The organism is Paenibacillus sp. SEL1 (assembly GCF_054602535.1).
Genome location: NZ_CM137723.1, coordinates 3665810 through 3688221 on the forward strand (window position 1 = coordinate 3665810; position 22412 = coordinate 3688221).

General features: G+C 45.6%; 39 protein-coding genes. 32 read left to right on the top strand and 7 right to left on the bottom strand.

The features are described from left to right. Nucleotides 1–287: 287 nt before the first annotated feature. The 13 genes from ACYCSE_RS16810 to ACYCSE_RS16870 all read left to right on the top strand — a co-directional run bounded on the left by ACYCSE_RS16810 (nucleotide 288) and on the right by ACYCSE_RS16870 (nucleotide 9698). The gene (locus ACYCSE_RS16810) at nucleotides 288–2108 is read left to right on the top strand and encodes a phage tail protein (RefSeq protein WP_459698942.1); all 1821 of its coding nucleotides are present in this window, start codon (nucleotides 288–290) and stop codon (nucleotides 2106–2108) included. Further along, a complete protein-coding gene (locus ACYCSE_RS16815) occupies nucleotides 2105–2311 on the top strand; it encodes a tail protein X (RefSeq protein ID WP_459698944.1) in 207 nt (68 codons plus the stop codon). The genes ACYCSE_RS16810 and ACYCSE_RS16815 overlap by 4 nt, the downstream gene beginning before the upstream one ends. Before the next feature lies 1 nt (nucleotide 2312). Further along, nucleotides 2313–3452: a phage late control D family protein gene (locus ACYCSE_RS16820; RefSeq protein ID WP_459698946.1), complete on the top strand. Its 1140-nt coding sequence runs from the start codon at nucleotides 2313–2315 to the stop codon at nucleotides 3450–3452. Between the two features lies 1 nt (nucleotide 3453). Next, nucleotides 3454–3981 carry a phage baseplate assembly protein V gene (locus ACYCSE_RS16825; RefSeq protein WP_459698948.1) on the top strand — a complete coding sequence of 176 codons (528 nt, stop codon included), beginning with the start codon at nucleotides 3454–3456 and terminating at the stop codon, nucleotides 3979–3981. A 2-nt stretch (nucleotides 3982–3983) separates the two neighbouring features. Beyond that, nucleotides 3984–4385, top strand: coding sequence for a phage tail protein (locus ACYCSE_RS16830; protein ID WP_459698950.1), 402 nt, complete (start codon nucleotides 3984–3986; stop codon nucleotides 4383–4385). Next, a complete protein-coding gene (locus ACYCSE_RS16835) occupies nucleotides 4382–4732 on the top strand; it encodes a GPW/gp25 family protein (RefSeq protein ID WP_459698952.1) in 351 nt (116 codons plus the stop codon). Before ACYCSE_RS16830 ends, ACYCSE_RS16835 begins: the two co-directional genes overlap by 4 nt. Beyond that, entirely contained in the window at nucleotides 4716–5846 is a 1131-nt protein-coding gene (locus ACYCSE_RS16840; protein ID WP_459698954.1) for a baseplate assembly protein, read from the top strand. The genes ACYCSE_RS16835 and ACYCSE_RS16840 overlap by 17 nt, the downstream gene beginning before the upstream one ends. After that, the gene (locus ACYCSE_RS16845; RefSeq protein ID WP_459698956.1) at nucleotides 5839–6399 is read left to right on the top strand and encodes a phage tail protein I; all 561 of its coding nucleotides are present in this window, start codon (nucleotides 5839–5841) and stop codon (nucleotides 6397–6399) included. Before ACYCSE_RS16840 ends, ACYCSE_RS16845 begins: the two co-directional genes overlap by 8 nt. Nucleotide 6400: 1 nt before the next feature. Further along, a complete protein-coding gene (locus ACYCSE_RS16850; RefSeq protein WP_459698958.1) occupies nucleotides 6401–8008 on the top strand; it encodes a tail fiber protein in 1608 nt (535 codons plus the stop codon). 15 nt (nucleotides 8009–8023) lie between these two features. Then, nucleotides 8024–8407, top strand: a complete 384-nt coding sequence (locus tag ACYCSE_RS16855; protein WP_459698960.1) for a hypothetical protein — start codon at nucleotides 8024–8026, stop codon at nucleotides 8405–8407. 14 nt (nucleotides 8408–8421) lie between these two features. Then, entirely contained in the window at nucleotides 8422–8553 is a 132-nt protein-coding gene (locus tag ACYCSE_RS16860) for a hypothetical protein (RefSeq protein WP_459698962.1), read from the top strand. 99 nt (nucleotides 8554–8652) lie between these two features. Further along, complete coding sequence (locus ACYCSE_RS16865; protein ID WP_459702539.1) at nucleotides 8653–9078, top strand: phage holin family protein; 426 nt, start codon at nucleotides 8653–8655, stop codon at nucleotides 9076–9078. After that, the gene (locus tag ACYCSE_RS16870) at nucleotides 9078–9698 is read left to right on the top strand and encodes a glycoside hydrolase family protein (RefSeq protein WP_459698964.1); all 621 of its coding nucleotides are present in this window, start codon (nucleotides 9078–9080) and stop codon (nucleotides 9696–9698) included. Before ACYCSE_RS16865 ends, ACYCSE_RS16870 begins: the two co-directional genes overlap by 1 nt. Nucleotides 9699–9870: 172 nt before the next feature. Here ACYCSE_RS16870 and ACYCSE_RS16875 read toward each other — a convergent pair whose 3' ends face one another. From ACYCSE_RS16875 to ACYCSE_RS16885, 3 genes are all read right to left on the bottom strand, one after another. Continuing rightward, nucleotides 9871–10029 (bottom strand): hypothetical protein, encoded by a 159-nt coding sequence (locus ACYCSE_RS16875; RefSeq protein ID WP_158442530.1) that lies wholly within the window; start codon nucleotides 10027–10029, stop codon nucleotides 9871–9873. Beyond that, entirely contained in the window at nucleotides 10026–10214 is a 189-nt protein-coding gene (locus ACYCSE_RS16880; protein ID WP_338532584.1) for a hypothetical protein, read from the bottom strand. Before ACYCSE_RS16880 ends, ACYCSE_RS16875 begins: the two co-directional genes overlap by 4 nt. Before the next feature lie 107 nt (nucleotides 10215–10321). Then, nucleotides 10322–10462: a hypothetical protein gene (locus ACYCSE_RS16885; RefSeq protein WP_459698967.1), complete on the bottom strand. Its 141-nt coding sequence runs from the start codon at nucleotides 10460–10462 to the stop codon at nucleotides 10322–10324. A 150-nt stretch (nucleotides 10463–10612) separates the two neighbouring features. On the opposite strand from ACYCSE_RS16885, the gene ACYCSE_RS16890 reads away from it, so the two are divergent. After that, the gene (locus tag ACYCSE_RS16890) at nucleotides 10613–10828 is read left to right on the top strand and encodes a helix-turn-helix domain-containing protein (RefSeq protein ID WP_459698969.1); all 216 of its coding nucleotides are present in this window, start codon (nucleotides 10613–10615) and stop codon (nucleotides 10826–10828) included. 75 nt (nucleotides 10829–10903) lie between these two features. Continuing rightward, entirely contained in the window at nucleotides 10904–11176 is a 273-nt protein-coding gene (locus ACYCSE_RS16895; RefSeq protein ID WP_459698971.1) for a hypothetical protein, read from the top strand. Nucleotides 11177–11204: 28 nt separating this feature from the next. Here ACYCSE_RS16895 and ACYCSE_RS16900 read toward each other — a convergent pair whose 3' ends face one another. Further along, nucleotides 11205–11789 (bottom strand): DUF4352 domain-containing protein, encoded by a 585-nt coding sequence (locus ACYCSE_RS16900; protein WP_459698973.1) that lies wholly within the window; start codon nucleotides 11787–11789, stop codon nucleotides 11205–11207. Nucleotides 11790–11957: 168 nt separating this feature from the next. Between ACYCSE_RS16900 and ACYCSE_RS16905 the strand changes: the two genes are divergently transcribed. Genes ACYCSE_RS16905 through ACYCSE_RS16925 form a run of 5 tightly spaced genes read left to right on the top strand, consistent with a single transcriptional unit; the run spans nucleotide 11958 to nucleotide 13967 of the window. Beyond that, nucleotides 11958–12269 (top strand): hypothetical protein, encoded by a 312-nt coding sequence (locus ACYCSE_RS16905; RefSeq protein ID WP_459698975.1) that lies wholly within the window; start codon nucleotides 11958–11960, stop codon nucleotides 12267–12269. A gap of 34 nt (nucleotides 12270–12303) precedes the next feature. Next, on the top strand, nucleotides 12304–12930 hold the full coding sequence (locus tag ACYCSE_RS16910) for a hypothetical protein (protein WP_459698977.1): 627 nt from the start codon (nucleotides 12304–12306) through the stop codon (nucleotides 12928–12930). Continuing rightward, the gene (locus ACYCSE_RS16915; protein WP_459698979.1) at nucleotides 12927–13451 is read left to right on the top strand and encodes an accessory gene regulator ArgB-like protein; all 525 of its coding nucleotides are present in this window, start codon (nucleotides 12927–12929) and stop codon (nucleotides 13449–13451) included. Before ACYCSE_RS16910 ends, ACYCSE_RS16915 begins: the two co-directional genes overlap by 4 nt. Nucleotides 13452–13459: 8 nt before the next feature. After that, nucleotides 13460–13582 (top strand): AgrD family cyclic lactone autoinducer peptide, encoded by a 123-nt coding sequence (locus ACYCSE_RS16920; RefSeq protein WP_459698981.1) that lies wholly within the window; start codon nucleotides 13460–13462, stop codon nucleotides 13580–13582. 16 nt (nucleotides 13583–13598) lie between these two features. After that, the gene (locus tag ACYCSE_RS16925) at nucleotides 13599–13967 is read left to right on the top strand and encodes a LytTR family transcriptional regulator DNA-binding domain-containing protein (protein WP_459698983.1); all 369 of its coding nucleotides are present in this window, start codon (nucleotides 13599–13601) and stop codon (nucleotides 13965–13967) included. A gap of 249 nt (nucleotides 13968–14216) precedes the next feature. Here ACYCSE_RS16925 and ACYCSE_RS16930 read toward each other — a convergent pair whose 3' ends face one another. Both ACYCSE_RS16930 and ACYCSE_RS16935 read right to left on the bottom strand, forming a co-directional pair. Further along, nucleotides 14217–14441: a helix-turn-helix domain-containing protein gene (locus ACYCSE_RS16930; protein ID WP_459698985.1), complete on the bottom strand. Its 225-nt coding sequence runs from the start codon at nucleotides 14439–14441 to the stop codon at nucleotides 14217–14219. Nucleotides 14442–14616: 175 nt separating this feature from the next. Beyond that, nucleotides 14617–14994 (bottom strand): helix-turn-helix domain-containing protein, encoded by a 378-nt coding sequence (locus ACYCSE_RS16935; protein ID WP_459698987.1) that lies wholly within the window; start codon nucleotides 14992–14994, stop codon nucleotides 14617–14619. Nucleotides 14995–15176: 182 nt separating this feature from the next. Between ACYCSE_RS16935 and ACYCSE_RS16940 the strand changes: the two genes are divergently transcribed. From ACYCSE_RS16940 to ACYCSE_RS16955, 4 genes are all read left to right on the top strand, one after another. Continuing rightward, nucleotides 15177–15392 carry a helix-turn-helix domain-containing protein gene (locus ACYCSE_RS16940; RefSeq protein ID WP_459698988.1) on the top strand — a complete coding sequence of 72 codons (216 nt, stop codon included), beginning with the start codon at nucleotides 15177–15179 and terminating at the stop codon, nucleotides 15390–15392. Between the two features lie 100 nt (nucleotides 15393–15492). Beyond that, nucleotides 15493–15696 carry a hypothetical protein gene (locus tag ACYCSE_RS16945; RefSeq protein ID WP_459698989.1) on the top strand — a complete coding sequence of 68 codons (204 nt, stop codon included), beginning with the start codon at nucleotides 15493–15495 and terminating at the stop codon, nucleotides 15694–15696. Between the two features lie 13 nt (nucleotides 15697–15709). Beyond that, nucleotides 15710–16324, top strand: coding sequence for a BRO-N domain-containing protein (locus ACYCSE_RS16950; protein WP_459698991.1), 615 nt, complete (start codon nucleotides 15710–15712; stop codon nucleotides 16322–16324). A gap of 16 nt (nucleotides 16325–16340) precedes the next feature. Next, complete coding sequence (locus tag ACYCSE_RS16955; RefSeq protein WP_459698993.1) at nucleotides 16341–16538, top strand: hypothetical protein; 198 nt, start codon at nucleotides 16341–16343, stop codon at nucleotides 16536–16538. Here the strand turns inward: ACYCSE_RS16955 and ACYCSE_RS16960 are convergent. After that, nucleotides 16516–16761: a hypothetical protein gene (locus ACYCSE_RS16960; protein ID WP_459698995.1), complete on the bottom strand. Its 246-nt coding sequence runs from the start codon at nucleotides 16759–16761 to the stop codon at nucleotides 16516–16518. The genes ACYCSE_RS16955 and ACYCSE_RS16960 overlap by 23 nt on opposite strands. Nucleotides 16762–17136: 375 nt before the next feature. On the opposite strand from ACYCSE_RS16960, the gene ACYCSE_RS16965 reads away from it, so the two are divergent. The 8 genes from ACYCSE_RS16965 to ACYCSE_RS17000 all read left to right on the top strand — a co-directional run bounded on the left by ACYCSE_RS16965 (nucleotide 17137) and on the right by ACYCSE_RS17000 (nucleotide 22400). Then, on the top strand, nucleotides 17137–17352 hold the full coding sequence (locus tag ACYCSE_RS16965) for a hypothetical protein (protein WP_459698997.1): 216 nt from the start codon (nucleotides 17137–17139) through the stop codon (nucleotides 17350–17352). Beyond that, nucleotides 17324–18889 carry an AAA family ATPase gene (locus tag ACYCSE_RS16970; protein WP_459698999.1) on the top strand — a complete coding sequence of 522 codons (1566 nt, stop codon included), beginning with the start codon at nucleotides 17324–17326 and terminating at the stop codon, nucleotides 18887–18889. Before ACYCSE_RS16965 ends, ACYCSE_RS16970 begins: the two co-directional genes overlap by 29 nt. Then, nucleotides 18886–19095 (top strand): hypothetical protein, encoded by a 210-nt coding sequence (locus ACYCSE_RS16975; RefSeq protein ID WP_459699001.1) that lies wholly within the window; start codon nucleotides 18886–18888, stop codon nucleotides 19093–19095. Before ACYCSE_RS16970 ends, ACYCSE_RS16975 begins: the two co-directional genes overlap by 4 nt. Continuing rightward, a complete protein-coding gene (locus tag ACYCSE_RS16980) occupies nucleotides 19092–19262 on the top strand; it encodes a DUF6906 family protein (RefSeq protein WP_459699003.1) in 171 nt (56 codons plus the stop codon). Before ACYCSE_RS16975 ends, ACYCSE_RS16980 begins: the two co-directional genes overlap by 4 nt. A 20-nt stretch (nucleotides 19263–19282) precedes the next feature. Then, entirely contained in the window at nucleotides 19283–20212 is a 930-nt protein-coding gene (locus ACYCSE_RS16985) for a RecT family recombinase (RefSeq protein WP_459699005.1), read from the top strand. A gap of 346 nt (nucleotides 20213–20558) precedes the next feature. Next, nucleotides 20559–20798 (top strand): hypothetical protein, encoded by a 240-nt coding sequence (locus ACYCSE_RS16990; protein WP_459699007.1) that lies wholly within the window; start codon nucleotides 20559–20561, stop codon nucleotides 20796–20798. After that, complete coding sequence (locus tag ACYCSE_RS16995) at nucleotides 20788–21546, top strand: MBL fold metallo-hydrolase (RefSeq protein WP_459699009.1); 759 nt, start codon at nucleotides 20788–20790, stop codon at nucleotides 21544–21546. Before ACYCSE_RS16990 ends, ACYCSE_RS16995 begins: the two co-directional genes overlap by 11 nt. Continuing rightward, on the top strand, nucleotides 21543–22400 hold the full coding sequence (locus ACYCSE_RS17000) for a hypothetical protein (protein WP_459699011.1): 858 nt from the start codon (nucleotides 21543–21545) through the stop codon (nucleotides 22398–22400). Before ACYCSE_RS16995 ends, ACYCSE_RS17000 begins: the two co-directional genes overlap by 4 nt. The last annotated feature ends 12 nt before the right edge of the window (nucleotides 22401–22412 follow it).

Genomic DNA, 22412 nt, shown 5'->3' on the forward strand with positions numbered 1-22412 from the left:
ATCATGAGCGAAGCCTGTATTATACAGGAACGTGCAACGACTATCGGTGAGAAGCCGAGTACATGCAAGCGCGTGGAAATGGGAGGGGACTCTTAGGAGTTCTTGATATAGTCTGATCTGCATGGAAACATGCAGCTGCCTTTAGTGGCGGGTAAGGGAGTAGCGAACCTTACTGAACATAATGTGATAAAGTCGGGGATGGAATTAAAGAATTTGGTATCCGTACAAAAGACGGTTCCAAAAGCTCACTAGAAGCCTATAAATCCATAGGGCTCGGCGGTAAAGAAATGACGGCAGCATTCGCAAAAGGCGGGAAGACAGCACAGCAAGCATTCTTGAAAACTGTGAAAGCTATCGAAGCTGTGAAGGACCCGGTTTTGAAGAATGCTGTTTCTGTGCAATTGTTTGGTACGCAGGCGGAGGACTTGGAGGCTCGCGTAATCAAGTCCTACGGGAACGTCAAAAAGCAGTTTGATAAGACAAAAAACACGATTGATGAGATGGCAAAAATAAAATATAGCAGCATGGGCGATGCCTTCAAGGGGATAGGTCGCCAACTGCTCACATCTCTGATTATTCCTGTTTCGGACCTGCTGTTACCAGCATTCAATAAGTTCAGTAACTGGTTCAATGTCGCTGGACCTAAAATCGGTAAATTTTTCAGTGGAATTGGTAAGCAGATTGGCGAAGTCGCTGAGAATATACAATGGTTATTTGAAAACGGTTTTGACGGTGAGATGCATGGTGTTGTCGTCAATTACAGCAAAATGTTTGGTATGAATGATAAACAGGCCAATGTTCTTGCTGACAATGTGAAAGATATCTATGGTCGTGGCGAAAAAGCCCTTAAAGGGATCACTGAATTCGGCGGGAATGTCGCTTGGCTATTCCAAAACGGATTTGATGGTGAGATGAAGGGTGTAACCATAAACTACGCCAAAGCGCTAGGCATGGACTCCAAGCAGGCTAATGGATTAGCTGATGAAATTGGAAAATCACTATCATCTATGAAAGATAAATTCGCAGAATTTAAGGTTAGTCTTAAGCCGATTATCGGGGATCTGCTAGATTACTTCAAAGAAGCATTTACTTTTGGTAGCGGTATGGATTTTGGAAGTATATTAACATCTGTGAATAGCCTGCGGAAATCCTTAACGCCTGTAATAGAATCTATCGCCACCGGGATCGGTCCTGCATTGCATTCCGTCACATCCTTGCTTGCTCCACTTATGAAGGTCGGTAAACAAGCCTTCAATGCCATAATCCCTTTGGTCATGAAACTATCATCTTCTATTTCTTCCAAGCTTGGACCTGTATTTACGTCAGTCTTTGGGTATTTAACGAAGACCTTGTTGCCGCAAGTCAGCTCGGTGCTGGCTGCATGGCTGCCTAAAATCGGAGCGTTGTTTGGTAAATTGGGCGGCTTAATAATGGCTATTTATGAAAGGAGCATTGCGCCAACCATAAATACCCTTGTGACTATATTCAAATGGGCGTGGCCCGTTATCACTACTGCTGTAACAGGTGCTATCAATATTCTCAAACCTGTAATAGGTGGAATCATTGATGTGCTGGGTGGTGTGATTGACTTTTTAACTGGTGTATTTACTGGGAACTGGTCTTTGGCCTGGGATGGTATCAAGCAAATTGTAGTTGGAATTTGGGAAGGTATCACAGGGGCAATTAAAGCTGCATTCAACAATGTAATCGGAGTAATAAATTCATCTATTGATAAAATAAATGGATTTAGTTTTACAATGCCAGATGCCCTAGGTGGTAAGACGATAGGCGGCATGGACATACCACATTTGCCTATGCTTGCAGATGGAGATATTACCAACCGTCCGTCAATCATGGGTGAGGCTGGCTGGGAAGCCGCAATTCCGATCAACAACAAGCCTAGATCCATGAATCTACTGGAAAAAACCAATAGACTCATGGGCTACAACCCAGGCGGAAACGGTGACAATCTGAATCTTAACTTTAATATTGTAATCCAAGGGAACGCTGATAAAGAAGTAGTGACGCAGGCGGTCAAAGCTGCAGAACCTTCTTTCCGTCAGCAGTATAAGCAAATGAAACGGCAAGATGCGAGGACAAGCCTATGACGAAATATACCACGATCCAGGGCGATACCTGGGACATGATTGCCTATAAAGTGTTTGGTGATGAAACGTTGATGATCCAGATTATGAATCTTAATTTGGACTACATCGACGTTTCTATTTTTTCTGCTGGTACAGTTTTGCGGATGCCAGACGTTTCAGTAGTTGAAGAAACCGCCTCTGACCTGCCTCCGTGGAAGGTGTAACATGGACGAAACTATTGATGCAAGACGTGCACAGGTCGTAATTAATTATAACGGCAAGGACATCACCAAAGAGTTGTCCGACTATTCATTGGATTTAACTTATACCGATGCGGAGCCGGGGACGCTGGACGATCTGCAAATTAACCTTGAGGATAAGGCGCGTAAATGGTCTGGTCCTTGGTCGCCAAGTGCTGGAGACAGGATAGTTGCCTATATAAAAACAATCAATTGGAGCAAACCCGGAGAGATTAAGCGGCTTAATTGTGGCACGTTTGAGGTGGATTCGATTGACTTCGCTGGCCCACCTGATACGGTCAGCATTAAAGCAGTTTCGCTACCGGTTTCAACAAATGTTCGCCAGGAGAAGAAAACGAAGGCTTGGGAGTCTGTAACACTAAAGTCTATTGCTGCTGAAATTGCCAAGCGTGCGGGCTTCTCCTTAATGTATGAGGCTCACAACAATCCGAAATACGACCGCCAGGATCAGACCGATGTGTCTGACCTGGCTTTTTTAAATGACTTGTGCAAACAGGAAGGCATAGCGCTAAAGGTAACGGGCAAAAAGCTTGTCCTGTTCGATGAGTACGTTTATGAGCAAAAGCCGTCTGCGCTGACAATTGAGCGCGGGGTTTCGGATATTATAAGCTATGGGTTTTCTTTTTCGACTCAGGATGTGGCATATGCAGGTTGCGAGGTCAACTATCAGCCTTCCGCAAAAAAGAAGTCGCCTAAGAAAAAAGACGATAAGGATAAAACCAAGGCTGCTGCAACTACAGATGGATCTACTTCTAAGGATTCGAAAAAGAAGAAAGAGAAATCGGAGCAGCCAAAGCCGATTAAGGTGATTTATCGCCCACCTGGCGCTCCGAAAGATGGACCAATCTTAAAGGTGTCTCAGAGCGTTGGTTCACAGGCTGAGGCAATTAACGCGGCCCGTAAGAGCCTGCGCGAAAAGAATAAAGAGGCTGGTAAAGCTACTTTGTCTCTCATGGGGAATGTCGGTCTTGCAGCCGGGATGACGATTACAATTAAAGGCTTTGGTCGCTTTGACGGTAAGTACATTATCGTTTCTGCCACTCATGCAGTTGGTGGATCAGGATATACGACTAATCTGGAAATTAGAAAAGTGTTGGGGTGGTGACATGGCAAATGAAAATTTAAATAGAATCGGGGTTGTCTCCAGTGTAGACACCGAGACGGGAAAGGTGCGAGTAATCTTCCCTGATATGGACGATATGGTTTCCCCAGAGCTACCACTTTTAACAACTGGGACTGGGTGGGGTCTTTCGAATGCTATGCCAGAGCCGGGCGACAATGTGGTGTGTATTTTTCTCGGGAATGGGAAACCAGATGGAGTTTGTCTTGGCGCACTATATGACGGTAGCTATGATATGCCTGCCGATCAGTCCCAACGTGGTATCTACTTCGAGGATGGCAGCTATGCATATTTCGATAGAAATACAGGCTCCATAGTGGTCAATGCGGTCGGAGCTGTGAACGTACAGGCGAAGGCCGTAAACATTAAAGCGGAGTCTGTGCAAATTACAGCCCAAACCGTAGAGATTAAGGCCAGCAGCGTAAATATAAATGCTCCAGCGGTCCGGTTCGGTGGTAATGTAACGGTCGTCGGATCGGTAAAGGAACTAAATGAACCGATTGAAGGTGAATAATTATGGCAGCTAAAATAGGCAGTTATGGGGATATCCCTTTTGTAGTTACGCCGAAGGTTATACGTACATTCCGTGAGCTCACCCGGTCTAGCGCCAGCAGATGGGCGGACCATGAAATCATGTTGAAAAAGCCCAAAAGCCAGTTTTTAGGTCCGGGTCTGGACACCGTGACATTTACCATGTATTTCGCAGTGTGGCATGGGACTAACCCGCGAAAAGAAATGGAAAAGTTGGTGGAATGGGATCGGAAGGGCAAGGCCGGAGCGCTGACAATCGGCGGTAAAAAGTTGGGTGTTGGTCTGTGGGTTGTGACGGGGCTTGAGCAGGCTTGGAGTTATGTGGACAATCGGGGGAACCTGCTGGCTGGCACCATAAACATAACGCTGAAGGAGTACGTCAAATGAGCGAGTACAATCTTACGTTATCCGGTGCTCGCCCGATTGATTTTGCACCAGCTACCAAAGAGGCAGAATTGCGACAGAACCTGTTTACTCTGCTTACATCATGGCGCGGATCTGTTGTTTTGAATCGACAATTTGGATTTGATCCTGCTGCTTTGGACGAGCCGACAGAGGTCTCCAAGGCGCTTATCACGTCACAAATTTATGAGTTGGTCGGTGAATATGAACCAAGGATTTTAATTCAGGAGATACAGTTTGTTAATCCGCAGGACGACCCTGACAACGGGCGGTTAATCCCGGTCATTTACTTCGAGGAACAGGAGGTGAACGCAGATGACTACACTGGCTGAGTTGCCGGACATTGATTTTGTCCAAGCGGATGTTAAGGCAATGCAGGATTCGCTTATTACGCTGTACGAATCAATTGCAAAGAGGCAGCTTGCTCCAGCCGATCCGCTTCGTACTTTCATAAATGCGATATCGTACAAGATGTTAATGCAAGAGGTTAAATTGAATCAGGTCGCCAAGGGTCAACTACTCCGGTATGCACGTGGCACTGTGCTGGATCATCTAGGGGCCTTTGTAGAAACACCGCGTTTAGGTGCCGATTATGCCATTACCCTAATCCAGTTCACGCTGTCCACGCCACTCACGAATGTCCAGATTATCCCCGCAGGGACCCGTATAGGTCCGACTGAGGGGGACGGTACTATTTATTTTTCTACCAAAGACGCGGTGTCTGTCCCGATTGGCGATGTTGTTGTCACGGCTGCAGCCGAATGTAATGTTTCTGGCACAGAAGGTAATGGATACATTGCAGGCCAGCTCACGACACTGATTGACCCACTCCCTTATGTAGCATCTGTAACCAATCTGACCGAAACATCGGGCGGAGCTGCCGTGGAGGACAATGACCCATACCGCGAGCGGATTCACATTGCCCCGGAATCGTTTAGTGTAGCGGGTCCAGATGGTGCGTATGAATATTGGGCCAAAACTGCCAGTGCATCAATAGCAGACGTACATGTGGATTCTCCGAGTCCTATGCAGGTGGTGGTTACCGTGTTGCTTGCTGGTGGGGTCATCCCCACACAAACCGTTCTTGACGAAGTGTTCGCGGTGTTGGACGACAGAAAGCGGCGACCTCTAACGGACAAGGTTACTGTTCAAGCTCCTACAGAGGTCGGTTACGATGTTGATTTGACCTACTATATCCGTAAATCAAGGGCGACAGACGTAACGAGTATTCAAAAAGGCGTAGAGGCTGCTTTATCCGAGTACAAGCTATGGCAAAAGTCGCGATTAGGCCGAGACATAAACCCATCTCAGCTAACACATATGCTCGTGGCTGCGGGTGCTTCACGGATAGATATTAAATCGCCTATATTCCTGAATCTTGGGTCAAACCAGGTTGCCAAGGAAGGCACGGTTACAATGACTTTCGGGGGGCTGGTTGATGATTAAACTGTCTGAATTAAGCTTGTTGGACCTGCTGCCTGATAACTTACGGACTGATAAGCAAGTACAGGATGCGGCGATGGCTCTTGATGTAAAGATGGACGAGCTAACAGCGAAGATTCAGCGTGTTGATTTGTTCGGTCGTACTGATTGGTCAGACGAAGAAACCGACGAATTGGCTTGGCAGTTCCATGTAGACTACTATGACCCTACATTGCCTCTTGAGCAGCGCAGGGAGCTTGTACGACAGTCTATCCCCCTCCATCGTCGCAAGGGTACACCGAGCGCTGTGGAGGATTTGGTGACCACTATTTTCGGCTATGGCAAGGTAGAGGAGTGGTGGGAGTACGGTGACGACCCTGGCTATTTTCAGGTGGTTGTGTCCAACCCGAAGGCTACCGAAGAACAGGCGCAGCAGTTCATTGAGGTGGTTGAATCCGTTAAGCGGAAAAGCGCCCACCTGCGACGCGTTGTTGTTTTGGATTCAGCAAAGGGCACTCATTACTATGGTGTGGGTACACAGCAAGTGGACCTCATCAATTTAAGGCAGGTGAATTAAATTGGCGTTTGATGGAATCCAAATTACTAATCGTGGTCGAAATCTGCTGGCAAAGGCAGAAGCAGGCCAGACCAAAATAACATATACAAAATTTTCAGCCGGGGATGGAAAGCTGTCCGGTCAGATGCCTATTACATTAAAGGCACTGATTAACGAAAAAATTTCTTTCCCGGTCAGTCGGCTGAAGATACAAAACGAAAATGTGGTTGTTCCTGGCTTCGAGTTTAGCAACCAGGGCGTTGCCTCCGGCTTTTTCTTTCGCGAGGTAGGATTGTGGGCAACAGATCCAGACTTGGGAGAGATCCTGTACGCCTACGCCAACGCGGGTGAGGGGGCTGAATATATTGACGCTCAGAACACGTCTGCTGTATTAAAGAAGCTATTTAATTTTGAGTTGACTGTAAGCAATACAGCCCAAGTGACAGTAGTTGTGGACGACACAATTATTTATGCCACTCCGCAAGATGTAGCGGACGCCTTGAAGAAATCTAAGGACTACACGGACGCAGCAATCTTGGGGGTGAAAGTTCCCGATGCCAGCACGACTCAAAAGGGGGTTGTGCAGCTCACCAACTCCACAAACAGCACGTCCGAAGTGTTGGCGCCAACTGCCAAGGCGTTGAAAACAACTTACGACTTAGCTAATAACGCATACAGGGACCGGGGAAACGCACCACTAAACTGTAACGACGCCATCCTGTCGGGTAATTACAATGTAGCTCTATCCTCGTGGACGGGATACAGCAACTATCCAGCCGGAGCATACGGGTACGGAAAGCTAGTCGTCGACTACAACGGAGGCGCGTGCGTACACACTTATTACACGCACGACAATCCCGGACGAATTTTCACGCGCATATCGTTTAACGGTGCTGACTGGAGAGAATGGACAGAGATATTCACCACGACAGGTGGTGTTATACCAAGGGATGTGACTATCTCGGGCACTGAAAAAGCACTGGTTATAAAAAATACTGGTGCTCCCCACGGTATAAGATTCCAAGCTGGTGCGGACGGATTCTTTTATCTCCAGAAAGCTGACATGAGTACAGGTCAAACAAAGGGTAACCTTATATGGGTTGGGCCGGATGGCAATCTAGTGTGGCCCGGTGGAGACTTAAACAGTTTAAAGCAATCTGTCGTTGATGGAAAAGGTGTCATTGCTGGCGCTATCAACGGCAAGGGCGGTAATGTATCAGCCAGCAACACTTTTCCAGAATTAGCGGCAGCCATAACCAATCTTCCAGTCAAGCGATGGGCCACAGGTACGTTGAACGGACAAAGTGCACAGGCCACAAGCACAGTTAATGGGGTGGATATGAGAATAACCGTGACTGGGTTACCGTTCACCGTTAATCGCTTATTTGTACGGGTCATACTAGCGGAAACCGATGGTACACGACACATCGACGCTGTTCTAATGACCTCATCAACCTTTAACGACAATAAAGGCGCTAAAGGATGGCGAAATAACTATGTAAACATTGGGTATATCGAGCCGCCTATACAGGGTTTCAATGTGTTGCTGTCCAGTAGCAGAATAGACGCGTACGCTGGCGGTTCTCCAATCGCCAAAATATCCGCCTACGAATGGTGGGCGTACGAATAAGAGAGGATGTTTAAAATGAAAATCGGGCCGAAGGTATATTGGAGAAAAACAACTGGTGAGATTATTTATATTACTTCACAAATCGAATCCCCTTGGGCAGTTGAGACAACCAAAGAGGAAGACGTGAATTTTTATCCGCAACTAAAGGGTTATGATCAGGATCAGTTGGAAGTGTTGAAGCTGGAGTTTGATAAATATACCCAAGACTTTCAGCGAGCTACAGGCTATTGGATCAATCCTGAAACTGGATTGATAGAGTTTGCATATCCGTCTGGTGGAGGCGGAACAGATCCTGTCTACCAAACGCCTCTGACTGATCAAGTAAGCGACCTCAAGGCGCGCCAGGACAGCACAGAAGCTGCTATGCTTGCCCTTATGGATACCACTACTACAACTTAACAAGGAGGTGAGGCATGATGTATACATTTCTGCTGAACATGTGGATTATGGGCAAGGTTGATGAGGAACGTCTTAACCGATACACACCTAAGTTTATTCAAGAAGCAGAGCGAAACGAGATTCTAGCAACACCGCAAAATGTTTAGCAGCGCACCCAATGGGATGCGCTATTTTTATGCCCTCGGAGTGGTCGGGGGCTTATATTACGTCAGGAAACCTTTCCTGAGCAGATACGGGGGAACATGATGGATAGGATGGATCTAGTTTTTAAGTGGTTTACTGCTGCTGGGAGTGGTGCAGCAGCTTATTTTTTCGGTGGATGGTCTGGCGTACTAGGAGTGTTACTGGTATTCGTGATTTTTGATTATATAACGGGATGTGCGGCAGCTAGTGCAACAGTTGGATTGAAAAGCAAAGTAGGCATGATTGGTATTGCGCGCAAGGTATTTATTTTCGCTATGGTTGCGGTTGGGCATCTTGTGGACGGTGTTCTAGGAGATAGCCACTTGTTTCGGGATACGGTCGCCTATTTCTATATGGCTAATGAATTGTTGTCGATCATCGAAAACGGAGGCAGGCTGGGCGCGCCTGTCCCTCCTGTCATCCGGCAGGCTGTTGAAGTGTTGAAAGGAAAAGGCGGTAACGATAATGATAAAGGAGCTGATAAGTGATGGCACGTAAAATATCAAAAGCGGGACTCACGTTAATTAAAAACTTCGAGGGCTGTCGCCTCGCAGCGTACAAGCCTGTGCCAACAGAGCAGTATTGGACTATTGGCTGGGGGCACTACGGCCCGGACGTTAAGCAGGGTATGACTATCACCCAGGCACAAGCAGATGAAATGTTGGCTGAGGACATGGGTAAATACGAAGCTTACGTTAACAACCCGGCCTACGTCCCAGTTACGAATCAGCTTACGCAAAACCAGTTCGACGCACTTACAAGTTTTTGCTATAACTGCGGCGCGGGTAACCTCAAGGCGCTCTGTAAAGGGCGCACAGTTGCGCAGATTGCCGCCAATATCGGAAAATATGACAAGGCTGGCGGTAAAGTGCTGGCTGGTCTGACACGGCGCAGAGCGGCGGAACTGGCCTTATATAACAAACCGGATATGGCGAAAGGGGATAATGAAAAGATGGAAAAAACAAATGTAATCGTAAATGGCAAGGAAATCAAGGATGTTGTTATGATTAACGGTACTACGTATGTTCCGCTACGTCCCGTGGGCGAAGCATGGGGTGCTCAAGTAGACTGGAACAGTAAGACCAATACGACTATAGTAAGCAAGTAAGCCAAAGCCCAGCTAACCTTAATTGGTCGGCTGGGCTTTTTTTATTTGAAGTAATTACGGATACTTAACAATAGCGAAGCAAGACTTATAACCCATCCAGATAAGGATATGGTCCATAATATTACATTGTACATAGAGTTTCCTCCTGTTATAGAGGGGCCGAAGCCCCTTGTTATTCCATATCCTCAAATTTCTCTGCAAGGTCTTCGGTATCATACGAAGCACCTGGGAATGATCTTGAAGTCCATTCTCCAAAAGCGTATTCCCAAACCGTTCCATCAGGAGCAACTACATCATAACCGCTGCTTTTTAACTTCTGTTCCCAATTCATATTGTAGCCTCCAATTCTTGCATTTTCGAGTTAACCGTGTTGTGAAACATGATGTGCCAGTTACTATACTTAAATTCCTTGTAATCTTTTGCGGCGCTTATCTTTTCAATGGGATAGCCCAACTCCTTCATGGCGCTTTCCAACAAAATTACATTTTCCTTTGTTGCTCTGTACTTTTTGAACATTTTCACTACCTCCCTACGTAAGGCCGCCGCCAATTGTGTATGTCAATCCGTTATGTTAAGATTGGGTGGAGATGGCGCTATACTAGCCGCCACCTCGGAAGGAATCCTTAACGTTTACGCTGCCCGCGTCGTTTATTGGTTCCTTTTTTCTTTTCCTTGCTCTCCTTAAACACTTTGACCAAACCGATAAAGGCAGTTATCAAGTTTGTTAGTGCTGTGGAGAGCAAGACCCAATCTATAGCTCTCAATGTGTATCACCTCCTTACATTTCTTATTATATACTATTTTCGTACAATATTCAACTATTTTAGTATAAAAGTATACTATTTTAGTTATATACACTATATTCGTTGATTGATGTACGATAATCGTATTATAATGATGATGGAGGTGGCTCTATGTTTCGTTTGAAGTTGGACGAATTGCTTTATGAGAAGCGGTTAAACCCGAATAAATTAGCCAAAATGACAGGAATACGTTACGCGACCATAACGGATATGGTCGAAAACAAGTCTAAACATTGGTCTCTGGAAAATCTCGAAAAGATAATGATCGCGCTTGAATTAAATGATATATCGGAGCTGATCGAATACAGAAAAGGGCAGGAGGAATAGAACCCTCACTGCTCTTTTTTTGGCTTGAATAACGAACGCTTGTTTGCATATAATAGTCACAGAGAGGTGATCAACATGTTGCCAGACATCGAACGCAAGCTACTACGGATACTGTACAACTATTCTGCGGGTCGTCGTAGAATGCCCACTATTAAGGAACTGGAGATAAAGACAGGTAGGCGTACAGAGGACATTAAAGCCGGGTTGGCGGCTTTAGAGAAGGATAACTATATTCTATGGGATAACAAGAGCGATACGCGCCATATCGTAATTATAGAGGGCTGGGACAGGGACCAAAAGATCGTCATGCCTCCCGGAGCTGCAAATAGATACTATACAGAATATTAAAGCCCCGGATTGCTCCGGGGCCTTTTTTTTATTTACCAGTATTTATTAATGCTGTCTCTCCAGCTTCAAAACCTATTCCGCTAGCAGCTTCAAGTTTAAATCCTTTGCTATCCTTTGGTACTTCAAATGCGATGTTTGCCTTCTTTGTTAAACCAGGGTTGATCTTAGCGAAAAACAACATGTTTTCTGGTTTGTTCACGTACATGTCGGCATCGCTCATTGGTTCATATTCTGTGCCATCTGTGCCGATCAGTTTGAACATGCTTGAGTCCAAGGTGCGGGCTTCTTTATCTCCGTTTTTAATTGCCAAATTAATGACGATGAATTTTTCTTCGGTTGTTTTCTGAAGGTACTCGTTGTCACCGATCTTTGTTTTAGCGCTCACTTTAGTTGCTGTTACAGTAAGACTGCCCACCTTTACAGCTTCGCCTACTTTAGTCTCCTTAGGAGCGTCGTCCGTTTCAGTAGTAGCAGCTTTTGTATCGGCTTGTGTAGCAGATCCTGTAGCTTTCCCGCTATCTGTAGTGGTGGTGGCTTTAGCCCCACATCCGGCAGCTATAATTCCAAATGCAAGTACAGCAGTAGTAAGTAATGCCAGTTTCTTATTAAACAATTCTTATTTCCCCCTATTTGAAAGATGTATGAAAATAGTATATATGAACTAGGAATATTTTGCTAGAGAATAGAGGAAGAATAATAATAATCAGGAAAACTATTGTAGAATATACGGTATTGCCGTATATTGATTAGGTAGTATTTTACATACATGAGGAGGGAAGACATGACCTTGAATCAGTACCGAAAGATAGCCGATAAAGTAGGAGGAGAGGTCGGAGAGACTATACACGAGCTAGTTGAGGAGTTAGAAGAGGCACGGGAAGTAATACGAGGCAATAAGATTCCTCCATTGTTAGGTAGCAAGGAAGTAGCGGAATATTTGGAGGTAGACCCCAAGAACATGCATCACACCCGTAAAACACGGTTTTTCCCCGAGCCGGATTTATTGGTTGGAACACGACCATTTTGGTTCAAAACTACTATACAGATGTACCAGGATAAGCTGGCAGAGTGGCGCGAAAGTAACGCTAAATAAATGCTAGATAACTGGTGAAAAAGGGGATGCGCGTATGTGGGAGCCGATTAGGTTCTTACTGTTTTCGACAGCGGAGGCAATGGCGGCATTTTTTCTAATGACCGCTATGTTCCGCTTGAAAGGGATTGATTATGCATGGCAGGCTTTGTTTATAAGCCTTATTATGAATCTTCAAAGCTATATGATCCGGGAGGAAACAAGCCTTTCATATATAGCGCCAATCGTGAATATTCTTCTGTTTACATTTTTGCTCACGACAGTTGTCAAAGTACCAATTTTATGGTCGGCAATAATCTCTATAGCAGGGGTATTCTTGTACGGAGCTGTACAGGCCGTATTACTCGTTACTGCTTTTAAAGGTTTAGACTCTACTCATCTACAGAACTCATCACAGGGGACATTGCTGCAGGCATTAACGAGTGCGTTGGTGTTCTTTTTATCTTGGTTTTTGTACAGGTTCCGTATAGGGTTCACCTTTGACTTTGAAAAACTGCGTATGAAATGGGAACACACCATAGTAGCAATCCTGATCGTTATGTCTCTTGCTGCTGCGGCATTTGTCATGTATGCGGCTGACCTTGTGCTTATTACTATATACTTCGCATTAGCTGCGGGCATGTTCCTTTATTATGCTCTCAAAAAAGAAAGAGAAGAGGGGTGAACGAGCTGATTGAGGCTTTATCTATACGGATGGCACAACATATAAAAAGTGTTGTGCCCGATCATCCAGCATCTGTTGCTGTTCTCAAGCATGCACTGGCTATAACTTTAAACGTAGTGTTTATCACGGGGCTGACACTTGCTATTTCTGCGTTTACAGGCCGTACAGGAGAAGTTCTGACGATAATGGCAGCATTCGCCTTCCTGCGCCAAATGACAGGAGGAATACACCTAAAGAGCGGTACGGGATGTGTTGCTTTATCAACATTGCTCTTTACCGGATTATCTTTTATACAACTGAACTACAGTTGGACAACAGGTGCAACATTAGTTAGTATGGTGCTCATTCTTGTTTTTGCCCCAGCTGGTATAGAGCGACAAACGCGCATACCTCCACGATACTTTCCATTGCTAAAGTTGGGGGCCTTTATTGTAGTAAGTCTTAATTTGTGGATTGCTAATCCATATATAACTATAAGTTTTTTTGCACAAACCTTATCTTTAATTAACTTTAGGAGGTGAAAACTATCATGATGAAAAACTTCTATAGCACAATTGCGTCGAGCCTTTCTGCAATCGCGGTAATGTCTGTCAGTGTCGCAAGTTTGGTGTTTGTCCACAACCCGGAACCTCCGGAAGAACTGCTGAAATAAAGCTGGAGATGAGTTTATGATTTCTGTAACAAAAGAATTAGATGCTGATCTGATCGTTATAGATGTTAGTGATATTCTTTTTGGAGAGTATGACGGGTCTATTGAGAGGATCAAGATTCATACGCATACACGCACATTTTATACAACAGGTTCGCTAATTTATTGGACAACTGTTTTAAATAATAGCGGATATAATTTTCTGAAAGCTGACCGCTATCACATGATTAATGTGGACAACATTGTTAAACTGGATTCAAAATTGAGATATGTTTATTTTGATGAACAACCAACGGAGGAATCAACCGTGTGTAAGATGGCTTACCATAAGTTCACAAAAGTAAGCCAAGAGTTGCTAAAACTTAATTCGAGGATTGTATTAACATAAGGGTTGCTGAAAAGCAGCTCTTTTATTTTCGTCTAGCAGGCATTGTAACATAGGTCTTTTGTAACATGTTGTCGAAACATGTAGACGGTGAGTGCAAAATTCGCAGAATGAGTTTTTGTTTACAATGCCCTAATTATGGGATTAAATAATAGGAAATGGAACACATTTTCCTATTGACACAGTGGAGGTTAACAACAATGTAAACATAGCGCCATGGTGGAGCGGTGAATAACCACTCCGGCCTGTGCGTTAATGAGGCCATTCGTATAGATCGGCTTCCTGGCATCCCAATACAATGCATATTCCTCGCATGACGACCGGATTCATCTTTCGATGATTGTTCTCATACTGGGAGATCATTACTGTGGATACCTCAAGACCGAGCCTAGCAAGCCTATCAGACAGTTGTGCCTGTGTAATGCTTGCCTCTTTTCTCCTATAACGCAACAGGCACTTCCCGAAGGTAAGCGCCATGTCGTTCCTCCATATTAAATTTTTATTGTGTAAGAACGCCTGTTCGCATATAATGAAACTACGATTACACGGGGGTAATACATAATGACCAAAACCGATAGTATCGACGCAGCTCACTTCTTGCAAATAATTGCAAAAGATACTGAGGCGAATATACAATTAATTGCCAATTTTTTTAACGATCTTGCTGCAGAAGCAGACGAGCCATAGACTGTAGTTTTTCTTTATCCGCACGCGTAAGTTCGCGTCCATTTATAGTAAATTCAGCATCCAAGAATGAATCATCACCCAACTCAATAGCCTTTACCAGAGCCCTTTCAGCCTCCTTCAAAACGCTGTTAGGGTTATTTGTATGCCCCAATACCCAATCTGTTGTCACCCCGTAAAGATCGCATAGCACCTTTAAAGTGTCATAATCCGGCTGATTTTTTCCTGTTTCATAACCACTCAATGTTTTGTTGTTTATGCCAGTAGACCGCATGACTTGAAGTTGTGTCATGTTGTTGGCTTTGAAACGAGCCTCTTTCAATCTTTTAGCGTAAATTGGCAACATTTTTTCGTTCACCTCTTAATTAGGATAGTAGCATAATATCCGAGTTACAGAGAAATTATTCTCTAAAACAAATACTTTTTTTATTTTTAGCGTTGACATCTCTGAAACGAAGAATTATAGTAAGGGTACGAAATCTCTGAAACAGAGAATATTCGCTAAGACAGAGAATAAGGAGGTGCAATATGCCCAGAACCGAAATGGTCATTCCTATCTACCGTCGTGTTCGTAATTACATTCTTACCCAAGATTATGTATTCAAGGATGTGGCTGAAAAAGCCGGTATTCATCCAAAGCGTTTCTACAAGCTGCTATCCGGGACCTACGCATTAAACGCTGAGGAACTGGAAGCGATATGTAAGAAGGGGCTGGGTATCAATCCATCGGTTTTTTTTGAATAATAATTCTCTAAAACAGAGAATTGACCACGAATTGAATTATACGGTAAAACCGTACAAAACGCAATACCAAATAGGGATTTATTTCCGATTAGGAGGAAGCATGAAAAGAAACGTTGCTGCATTAAACGATTATCAAGCGGCGGTTGTCACGGATCGAGGCGATGTATCCCTTACATTGTTTCAAGAAGAAATAACTGATCTGGAAGGATTGTCAGGTGTCCAGCCTGCAAAATCATTCAGGATAGATGGGGTCGAATCGCTTATAGAACTGCGTGATTTACTAATTGCTGCAAACCTTGGTTGAAAGGAGGTACCCCATGAACATACGAACTGAAATCTGGTTGGGACATGAAATCCGCTTTGTCGAGAAGGTGCCGGGTGAATGGTGGGCAGTGTTAGCCGACATAGCTAAGGCCCTTGAACTTAAACCAAAAAGAATTAAGGAGCGTTTGGGCGAGGAGGTCGTTTTAACCGACCTGGTGGATTCTGGTAAAGGGTTCCGGAAGATGCTCATTGTTAACGAATACGGGATCTATGAAACGGTATTCGAGAGCAGAAAGCAGGAAGCTAAGGAATTTAAACGGTGGGTGTTCGAAATGGTCAAGCAGCTTCGCCAGTCCACCGGACTCGAAGGCTTTCAGATCTTCCGCATGTTGGACAAGGACCACCAGAAGGAGGCTATGCAGAAACTGCGCTCCAGCCTGAAACAGCCTGTTCGGGTGGACTTCATCAAAGCTAACACGATAGCGAACAAAGCTGTTTCATCCTTGTACGGTCACCCGAAAATGATCAAGAAAGACCAAATGACACCGGACATGCTGGTTAGCAGGCAGGAGATTCTTGAGGATACTGTCGATCTGATGGGCACCAAGGAGCGTTTCAGTTTGGACATTGCGGTCAGCCAGACGATTTACGACAAGCACATTCATTAACGAAAGGAAGGTAATCATGAACGAACAGCAAAAAGAAACCACCGCTGTAACGGTGGTATCAAAGGAATCTTTACAAGGCAAGCGCAATTCAGCAATCGCTATTGAACTATATCAGTTAATTGCTGATCGTGATTTCGATTCAATAAGAGAAATTAGCAACACCATATTTTCAATTGCGATGCATAAAGATTCTAGGAAGATTCAGGGAAAGTAAGTCCGACAGGAATCTCTTCAAATCCCGAATCTTTCATCCGTACTAACGTAACCAACTTATCATTCTCAAGCATTTCCAACCAAGCGACGACCAAGTTTGTGTTATCAACACCATGCGCCAAACAAACATCGTAAACATCTGTCATTAACACAATATATCCGTAATTTTGGACATTGGTCAGGGGTAATCTCGAAATTAATTTAAGCAAGTTATCTTTATTCAATTCTATCACCACCTCTCTGGAAGATAGTTTACCAGAATGAGGAAAGCGAAAGAAAGGAGCTGCACACACATGAATAAGCCTAGTGAAGAAAGGTTACGGGAGCTTTGCGAATTCTTCGGCCTAATGGAACGCCGGATGTTGGCAAACGGGCGCTTACTGATAGCCCTACACGCTCGGGGCCAGTTCCGAAAATACCATCGGCAGTTGGTTGGGCGGTGGACAGCATGAAGGTTTTGATGTCAGGTAAAGACGCTTGCTGTGCTATATGCGGAAACGTTATGCATAAGCAGTTTCTACGCCGCTGGAATGAGCAGGACGTATGTAGGCCGTGTATAAGCGAAATGACCGCAGATTACCTGGAGGGAGGTGAACACATTGCAAAACCACGAACAGCAGTTATTCCTTCAATTCTTCAACTCACTTGCCCCGGCAGTGCAGCGGGACATTAAACATTATTTATTTGTCTACGACATGTACCTGGACGAACAGGACCCGAAAGCCCGGGGAACGTTGCTGATGGAAATGCACATGCTGGAGCGCAAATACAATTTGGAGGTAACACATGGCGGTAATAAAAATAATCAGCGCTAAGGCGCATAACTTTAAGGCGCACCGTGACCTGTCCGTTAACTTTGGCGAGGTAACACAGATCACGGGCGACAACGCACAAGGAAAATCCAGCATATTGGAAGTCCTTACGTGGACATTGTACGGCACAGATACCATGGGTGGCAAGCTCGATCCTACGCCCACCAATTACGAATACGATCATGTGCTGTCTGAATCTCTGCTGGATATCGACGGGAAGCAGGTCCTTCTTGGACGCGGGATCGAGAAGGGCAAAGTCATTTATTACATCAATGAAGTTCCATCCAAAGCTGGAGACTTCGACGAAATTGTTAAATCTCTATTCGATAAAGACCTGTTCCTTTCCCTGTATAACCCTTCATACTTCTTTACTTTGCATTGGAGCACTCAACGGGACTTGCTTCTGCGGTATGTCACTTCGGTTTCTAACAAAGAGGTATTTACGGAAATGAGCCGGACAAGCCCGGACGAGAAGGCCAAAGACATAAAACTGAACCCCCAAGCTGCCAAGCTGTTGGAGCTGGTCAAAAAGCACACGCTGCAGCAATTGGGAGAAATCCATAAGAAGAACAAGAATGACAAGGACACAGCCTATAAGCGTGCTCAGGGTCGGACAGAGGCGCTTGTCGATCAGCTCAGTAAGCTTCCACCTGCACCGGAAGATATCGAAGCGGTGAAAGCCGAGGATACTGCGCTGCTTGAGCAAATACGGGGGTTGGCAGCCCAAACAGATCTTGCTGGGGAGACAAACCGTAAGCGCACCGTGCTGGAGAGTACCATACAGTCCCTACAGCGGCAGATTGAGCAGGCCAAGGATCGGTATATGAAGGTCTACAACGAGCCTATCGAGGAACATTGCCCGACATGTAAACGAGAATTGGACAAGGCATCTATTGATGCTGTTACAGCTTCCAAGGAAACTCGCAAAGATGAACTACGGGCCGATCATCAAAAGCTTATCAACGAGCGCAAGGAACTAGAAACTAAACTCGCCGCTATTGAGCCAGTGGACGTATCCGAACAAATTTCACAGATGCGTGCTTTGGAAGTTAAACGCGATGCAACAGCCGAAGCAGTAGGCAGCTATAAAGCCCGCCAAACATTACAGACCGACATCGACAAAGCCCGCTCTGACGAGGCTGATACACTTGCCAGCCGGAACGACTCTATCTTTTTTCTGGACGCAATCAAGGCGTTTGAGGCGAAGGAAGCCGAGTTGCAGGCCGCCAAGGTTCAAAGCCTGTTCACAACTCTATCAATCTCTTTATTTAAAGAACAAAAGAATGGGGAACGGAAGCCTGACTTTGTGATTGAGATGGACGGAAAGGCGTATCCGCTATTGTCACTGTCAGAGTCCGTCAGAGCTGGTCTGGAGCTTCGGGAAGTCCTCAGCGAACAGAGTGGTGTCATTGCTCCGGTAGCCGTGGATAACAGCGAGAGTGTGTTTAAAATCAAGCAGCCTTCCGGTCAACTTATTCTAGTCAAGGCCGTCGAGGATGCACCTTTAGAAATTAAACAGATGGGTGGTAATGCGGAATGAAGCCACATGAACAGCTTGAGGCTGAACTATCGGCGGAAAATATGTTGAAGATACTTCCTGCTTTGCTGGGGATGTATGGGCCAGTGGCGTTTGCCACCAAAGCGTACTTCGATCAACTGGTTTCTACAGGATTCAGCGAAGCCCAAGCCCTTCATATAGTCTCCGCTCAGGGCATTACAGCTCGCCTAGGAGGTGGGCAGCCTTGAAGAACGGAAAGAAACCTACCCGCCGACAACAGAATATGATTTGGGCCGCTAAATTGATCCCGTCCGATTGGCTTGTATGTAAAGCTGGACCATTTCATTTACACATCGTTCATAGAGAAAATCATGAAATTCGAATTATCAGCACCGGAGAAGAACGCGCTAATTAAATCATAGGAGGCACACCAACATGGCAAATACAAACAACCAGCTCCAAGCAATTCAGGAGGAAGTAGTAGTCGGAAATTACACTCAAAAACATCTTGATACCTTGAAATCAACTATCGCCAAAGGAACCAGCAACGAGCAGTTTGCGCTTTTTGTTCAGACCTGCGTCCGTACTGGACTTGACCCTTTCCTAAATCAAATCTTCTGCATCGTGTACAACGGCAAAGACGGTCCTGTTATGAGTATGCAGATTGCAGTGGAGGGCATTGTTGCTCTTGCCAAGAAACACCCGCAATACAAGGGATTTATCGCTTCTGAAATCAGAGCTAACGACCATTTCACTGCAAAGATGCATTCGGGCGAGGTCGAACATGAACCGGATGTAATGAACCCAGGGGAGACGGTGGGGGCTTACTGCATCGCATATCGCGACGATGCGCCTAACATCCTTGTTATCGTGCGAAGGGATCAGGTGGAACATCTCATTAAAGGCCGAAACGGTCAGATGTGGAAGGACTATTTTGACGACATGATCGTGAAGCACGCAATTAAGAGAGCATTCAAGCGCCAATATGGAATTGAGGTTTCGGAAGATGAACCAACGAGTGCGAATCCTTCTATTGAGAACGTGTCTCCTTATGAGCGTCGCGACATCACTGCTGAAACGGACGCAGCAGCAGCGGCTGCCAAACAGGGGAACAAACCGCTGCCTGACGGAGGTACCGAACAAGCACAAACTCCTGTTGAACAAGCCTTAACAGACATGAAATTGAAATTTAAACAGCTTGGTATTACAGAAAGAGACGATCAATATGCCTATATCCAAAAGCATGCAAAGCCGAAGGCTGACGCTCCCACACTGGCAGAGCTTAAGGGCCTGTTAAAGATAATGGACCTGCACCTTGCCGAGAAAGCCGCTCAGGATCAGGCAAATGACGTTCTTCCTATCTAACCAAGTTAAGATATACGTCCGCTGTGAAGACTGCGAAATATGCGGCAATGAGATAAATCCCGGCCGGGAAGAGTACATTCGCGATTTGCGAGTGTGCCCCCGGTGCTATGGAGAGCTGAGGGGAGTTGGCAGAGTTGCCCGAGGACATGGAGCAAATGGACCTGTTCGACTTCTGCAGCGCTGAACCTTCTCGGACCGCGGGTCCGGTTCTGAACGGAATGTACTACGAGCGCAGCACTGATATGTTTGTCTCTTTCGTGCTCGGGCGGCGGCACTACGAAGAGCCTGCCAAGGGATGTCCACACCTTAAAGAGTGGCAAGAACGGATTAAGAGGGAGCGGAGCATATGAAGCAGATTACCCCAAGACACTTAACCTTTTTAAAAGAAGCGGCAGAAGCTTTCGAGGGGAATGACCGTTGGGAGACTTACACCAACAAGGAAGAAGACCTTATCGCCTTGCGGTACGGAGTAGATAGAGATTGTATTAAGGTGATTGAACTAGGGGACAAGGTTGCATTCTTTGTGCAAGTAATCAGCGCTTCCCCAATTAGAAGTCAAGCAGAGGACTGCCAAAATGAAAGTTGATATCCTGGCATCCGGCTCAAAAGGCAACTGCATCGCGCTCACATCGGGAGATCAAACCATCCTTATTGATGCTGGTATACCTAAGACCAAAATCGAAAAGAGGCTGCTGGACGTTGGTGTACGGCCTGACCATATTACGGGCATATTCATCACTCACGCACACGGCGACCACATCAAGGGCCTACCACTGGCGAACAAGTATCGCATTCCGGTGTGGGCCAGTGAAGGAGAGTGGAAAGGCATATCGGGCGTTGATGACGACTTATGCCAGGTAGTGGAAACGAGGTTCGGTACATACGAACCTGTGCAGTTGGGACGAATTTCCGTTTACCCATTTGGTGTACATCACGATGCATATGAACCTGTTGGCTATGCAATCGAGCCAGATGAAGGCGAACGCGTATGCGTTGTGTTCGATACAGGCAAGGTCGATAAGGCTATGCTGGCGCTTATGGAAGGTTCCGTTTATATCATTGAAGCCAATCATGACCCCGACATGGTAGAGGCTTCCGATTACCCTATCAGTATCCAATCTCGTATTCTCTCGGACCTCGGGCACCTGAGCAACCAGCAGACAGCAGCAGCGCTCCAGCAGCTTATACAGGGCCGTGGAGAGAAGATATTTCTTACGCACTTATCTAGTAAAAACAACATGCCCACGCTGGCTGAAATGACCGTAAAGGCGGCATTAAAACAGCGGGGATTTATAGCAGGAGAACATTACACATTGGAGGTAGTTTCAGAATGAAAATTAAGATGCTTAAGACCTTGCAAACCAAAAGTAAACAGATTATTGCTCAAGGGAAAGAGTTTGAAGCCCGGAGATTTTCAACAAAGTTGCTGGATTTTAACGCTCCATTCCAAATAATTTCTGGCCCGTTTGCTGGTGAGGAAATTCCCTTCAAACTGGCAGTAATCTTGCCGGACGAGCCAAGGCCTACACAGCGGCAATATGACGACCTGAAACGTATGAGTGAAGACGCGCTAACGAAGGCTACTGCGAGTCAAAAAATACTGAATGAGATTAGCGCAATTATAGGTGAACATGACGGTTCTTTGGTGGATGCTGTTCTGCAACTGGTGCAAGACAAGGCCGAATTACTCCAGACGATTGAGCGCCACACCGACGAGCAGCTTAACAGCGAAAAGCTCCTGCAGCGTATCCGGGAGCTGGAGACAATCGCCCAGGGCCGCGATGAAATGATTAAATCCTTACGGGCTGAAATAAAAGGTTTGCGTAACCCCGTTGAGGTGCCTCGGGATGTAGCAAAGGCGCTTAACTGGTGTCAATGGAACGGAGTCGATAACGACGAAATCGTGAGAAATTTGGCTACTGGAATCAATGGTCCGATCATGAATGTTTTACGATCTTATGTCCATGAGGGAGGCAATGGACACAGTCTGTTGTGCGCATTGCTCAACGGCTACACGGCAGTTTTAGAAAAGGACGGGGCTGCCGCCATGCTGGAAAGTGTGACCTCCCTTGTAGATAGGTGGTATCACGCCCCTTGCGCGAATGATGATAAAGAGGTCTTGATTGAACGAATCTGCGATTTTATCAGAGAACGGGAAACAGCAGCAGGCAAAGCGGTGACTATTTAAAGCAGGTGAAAC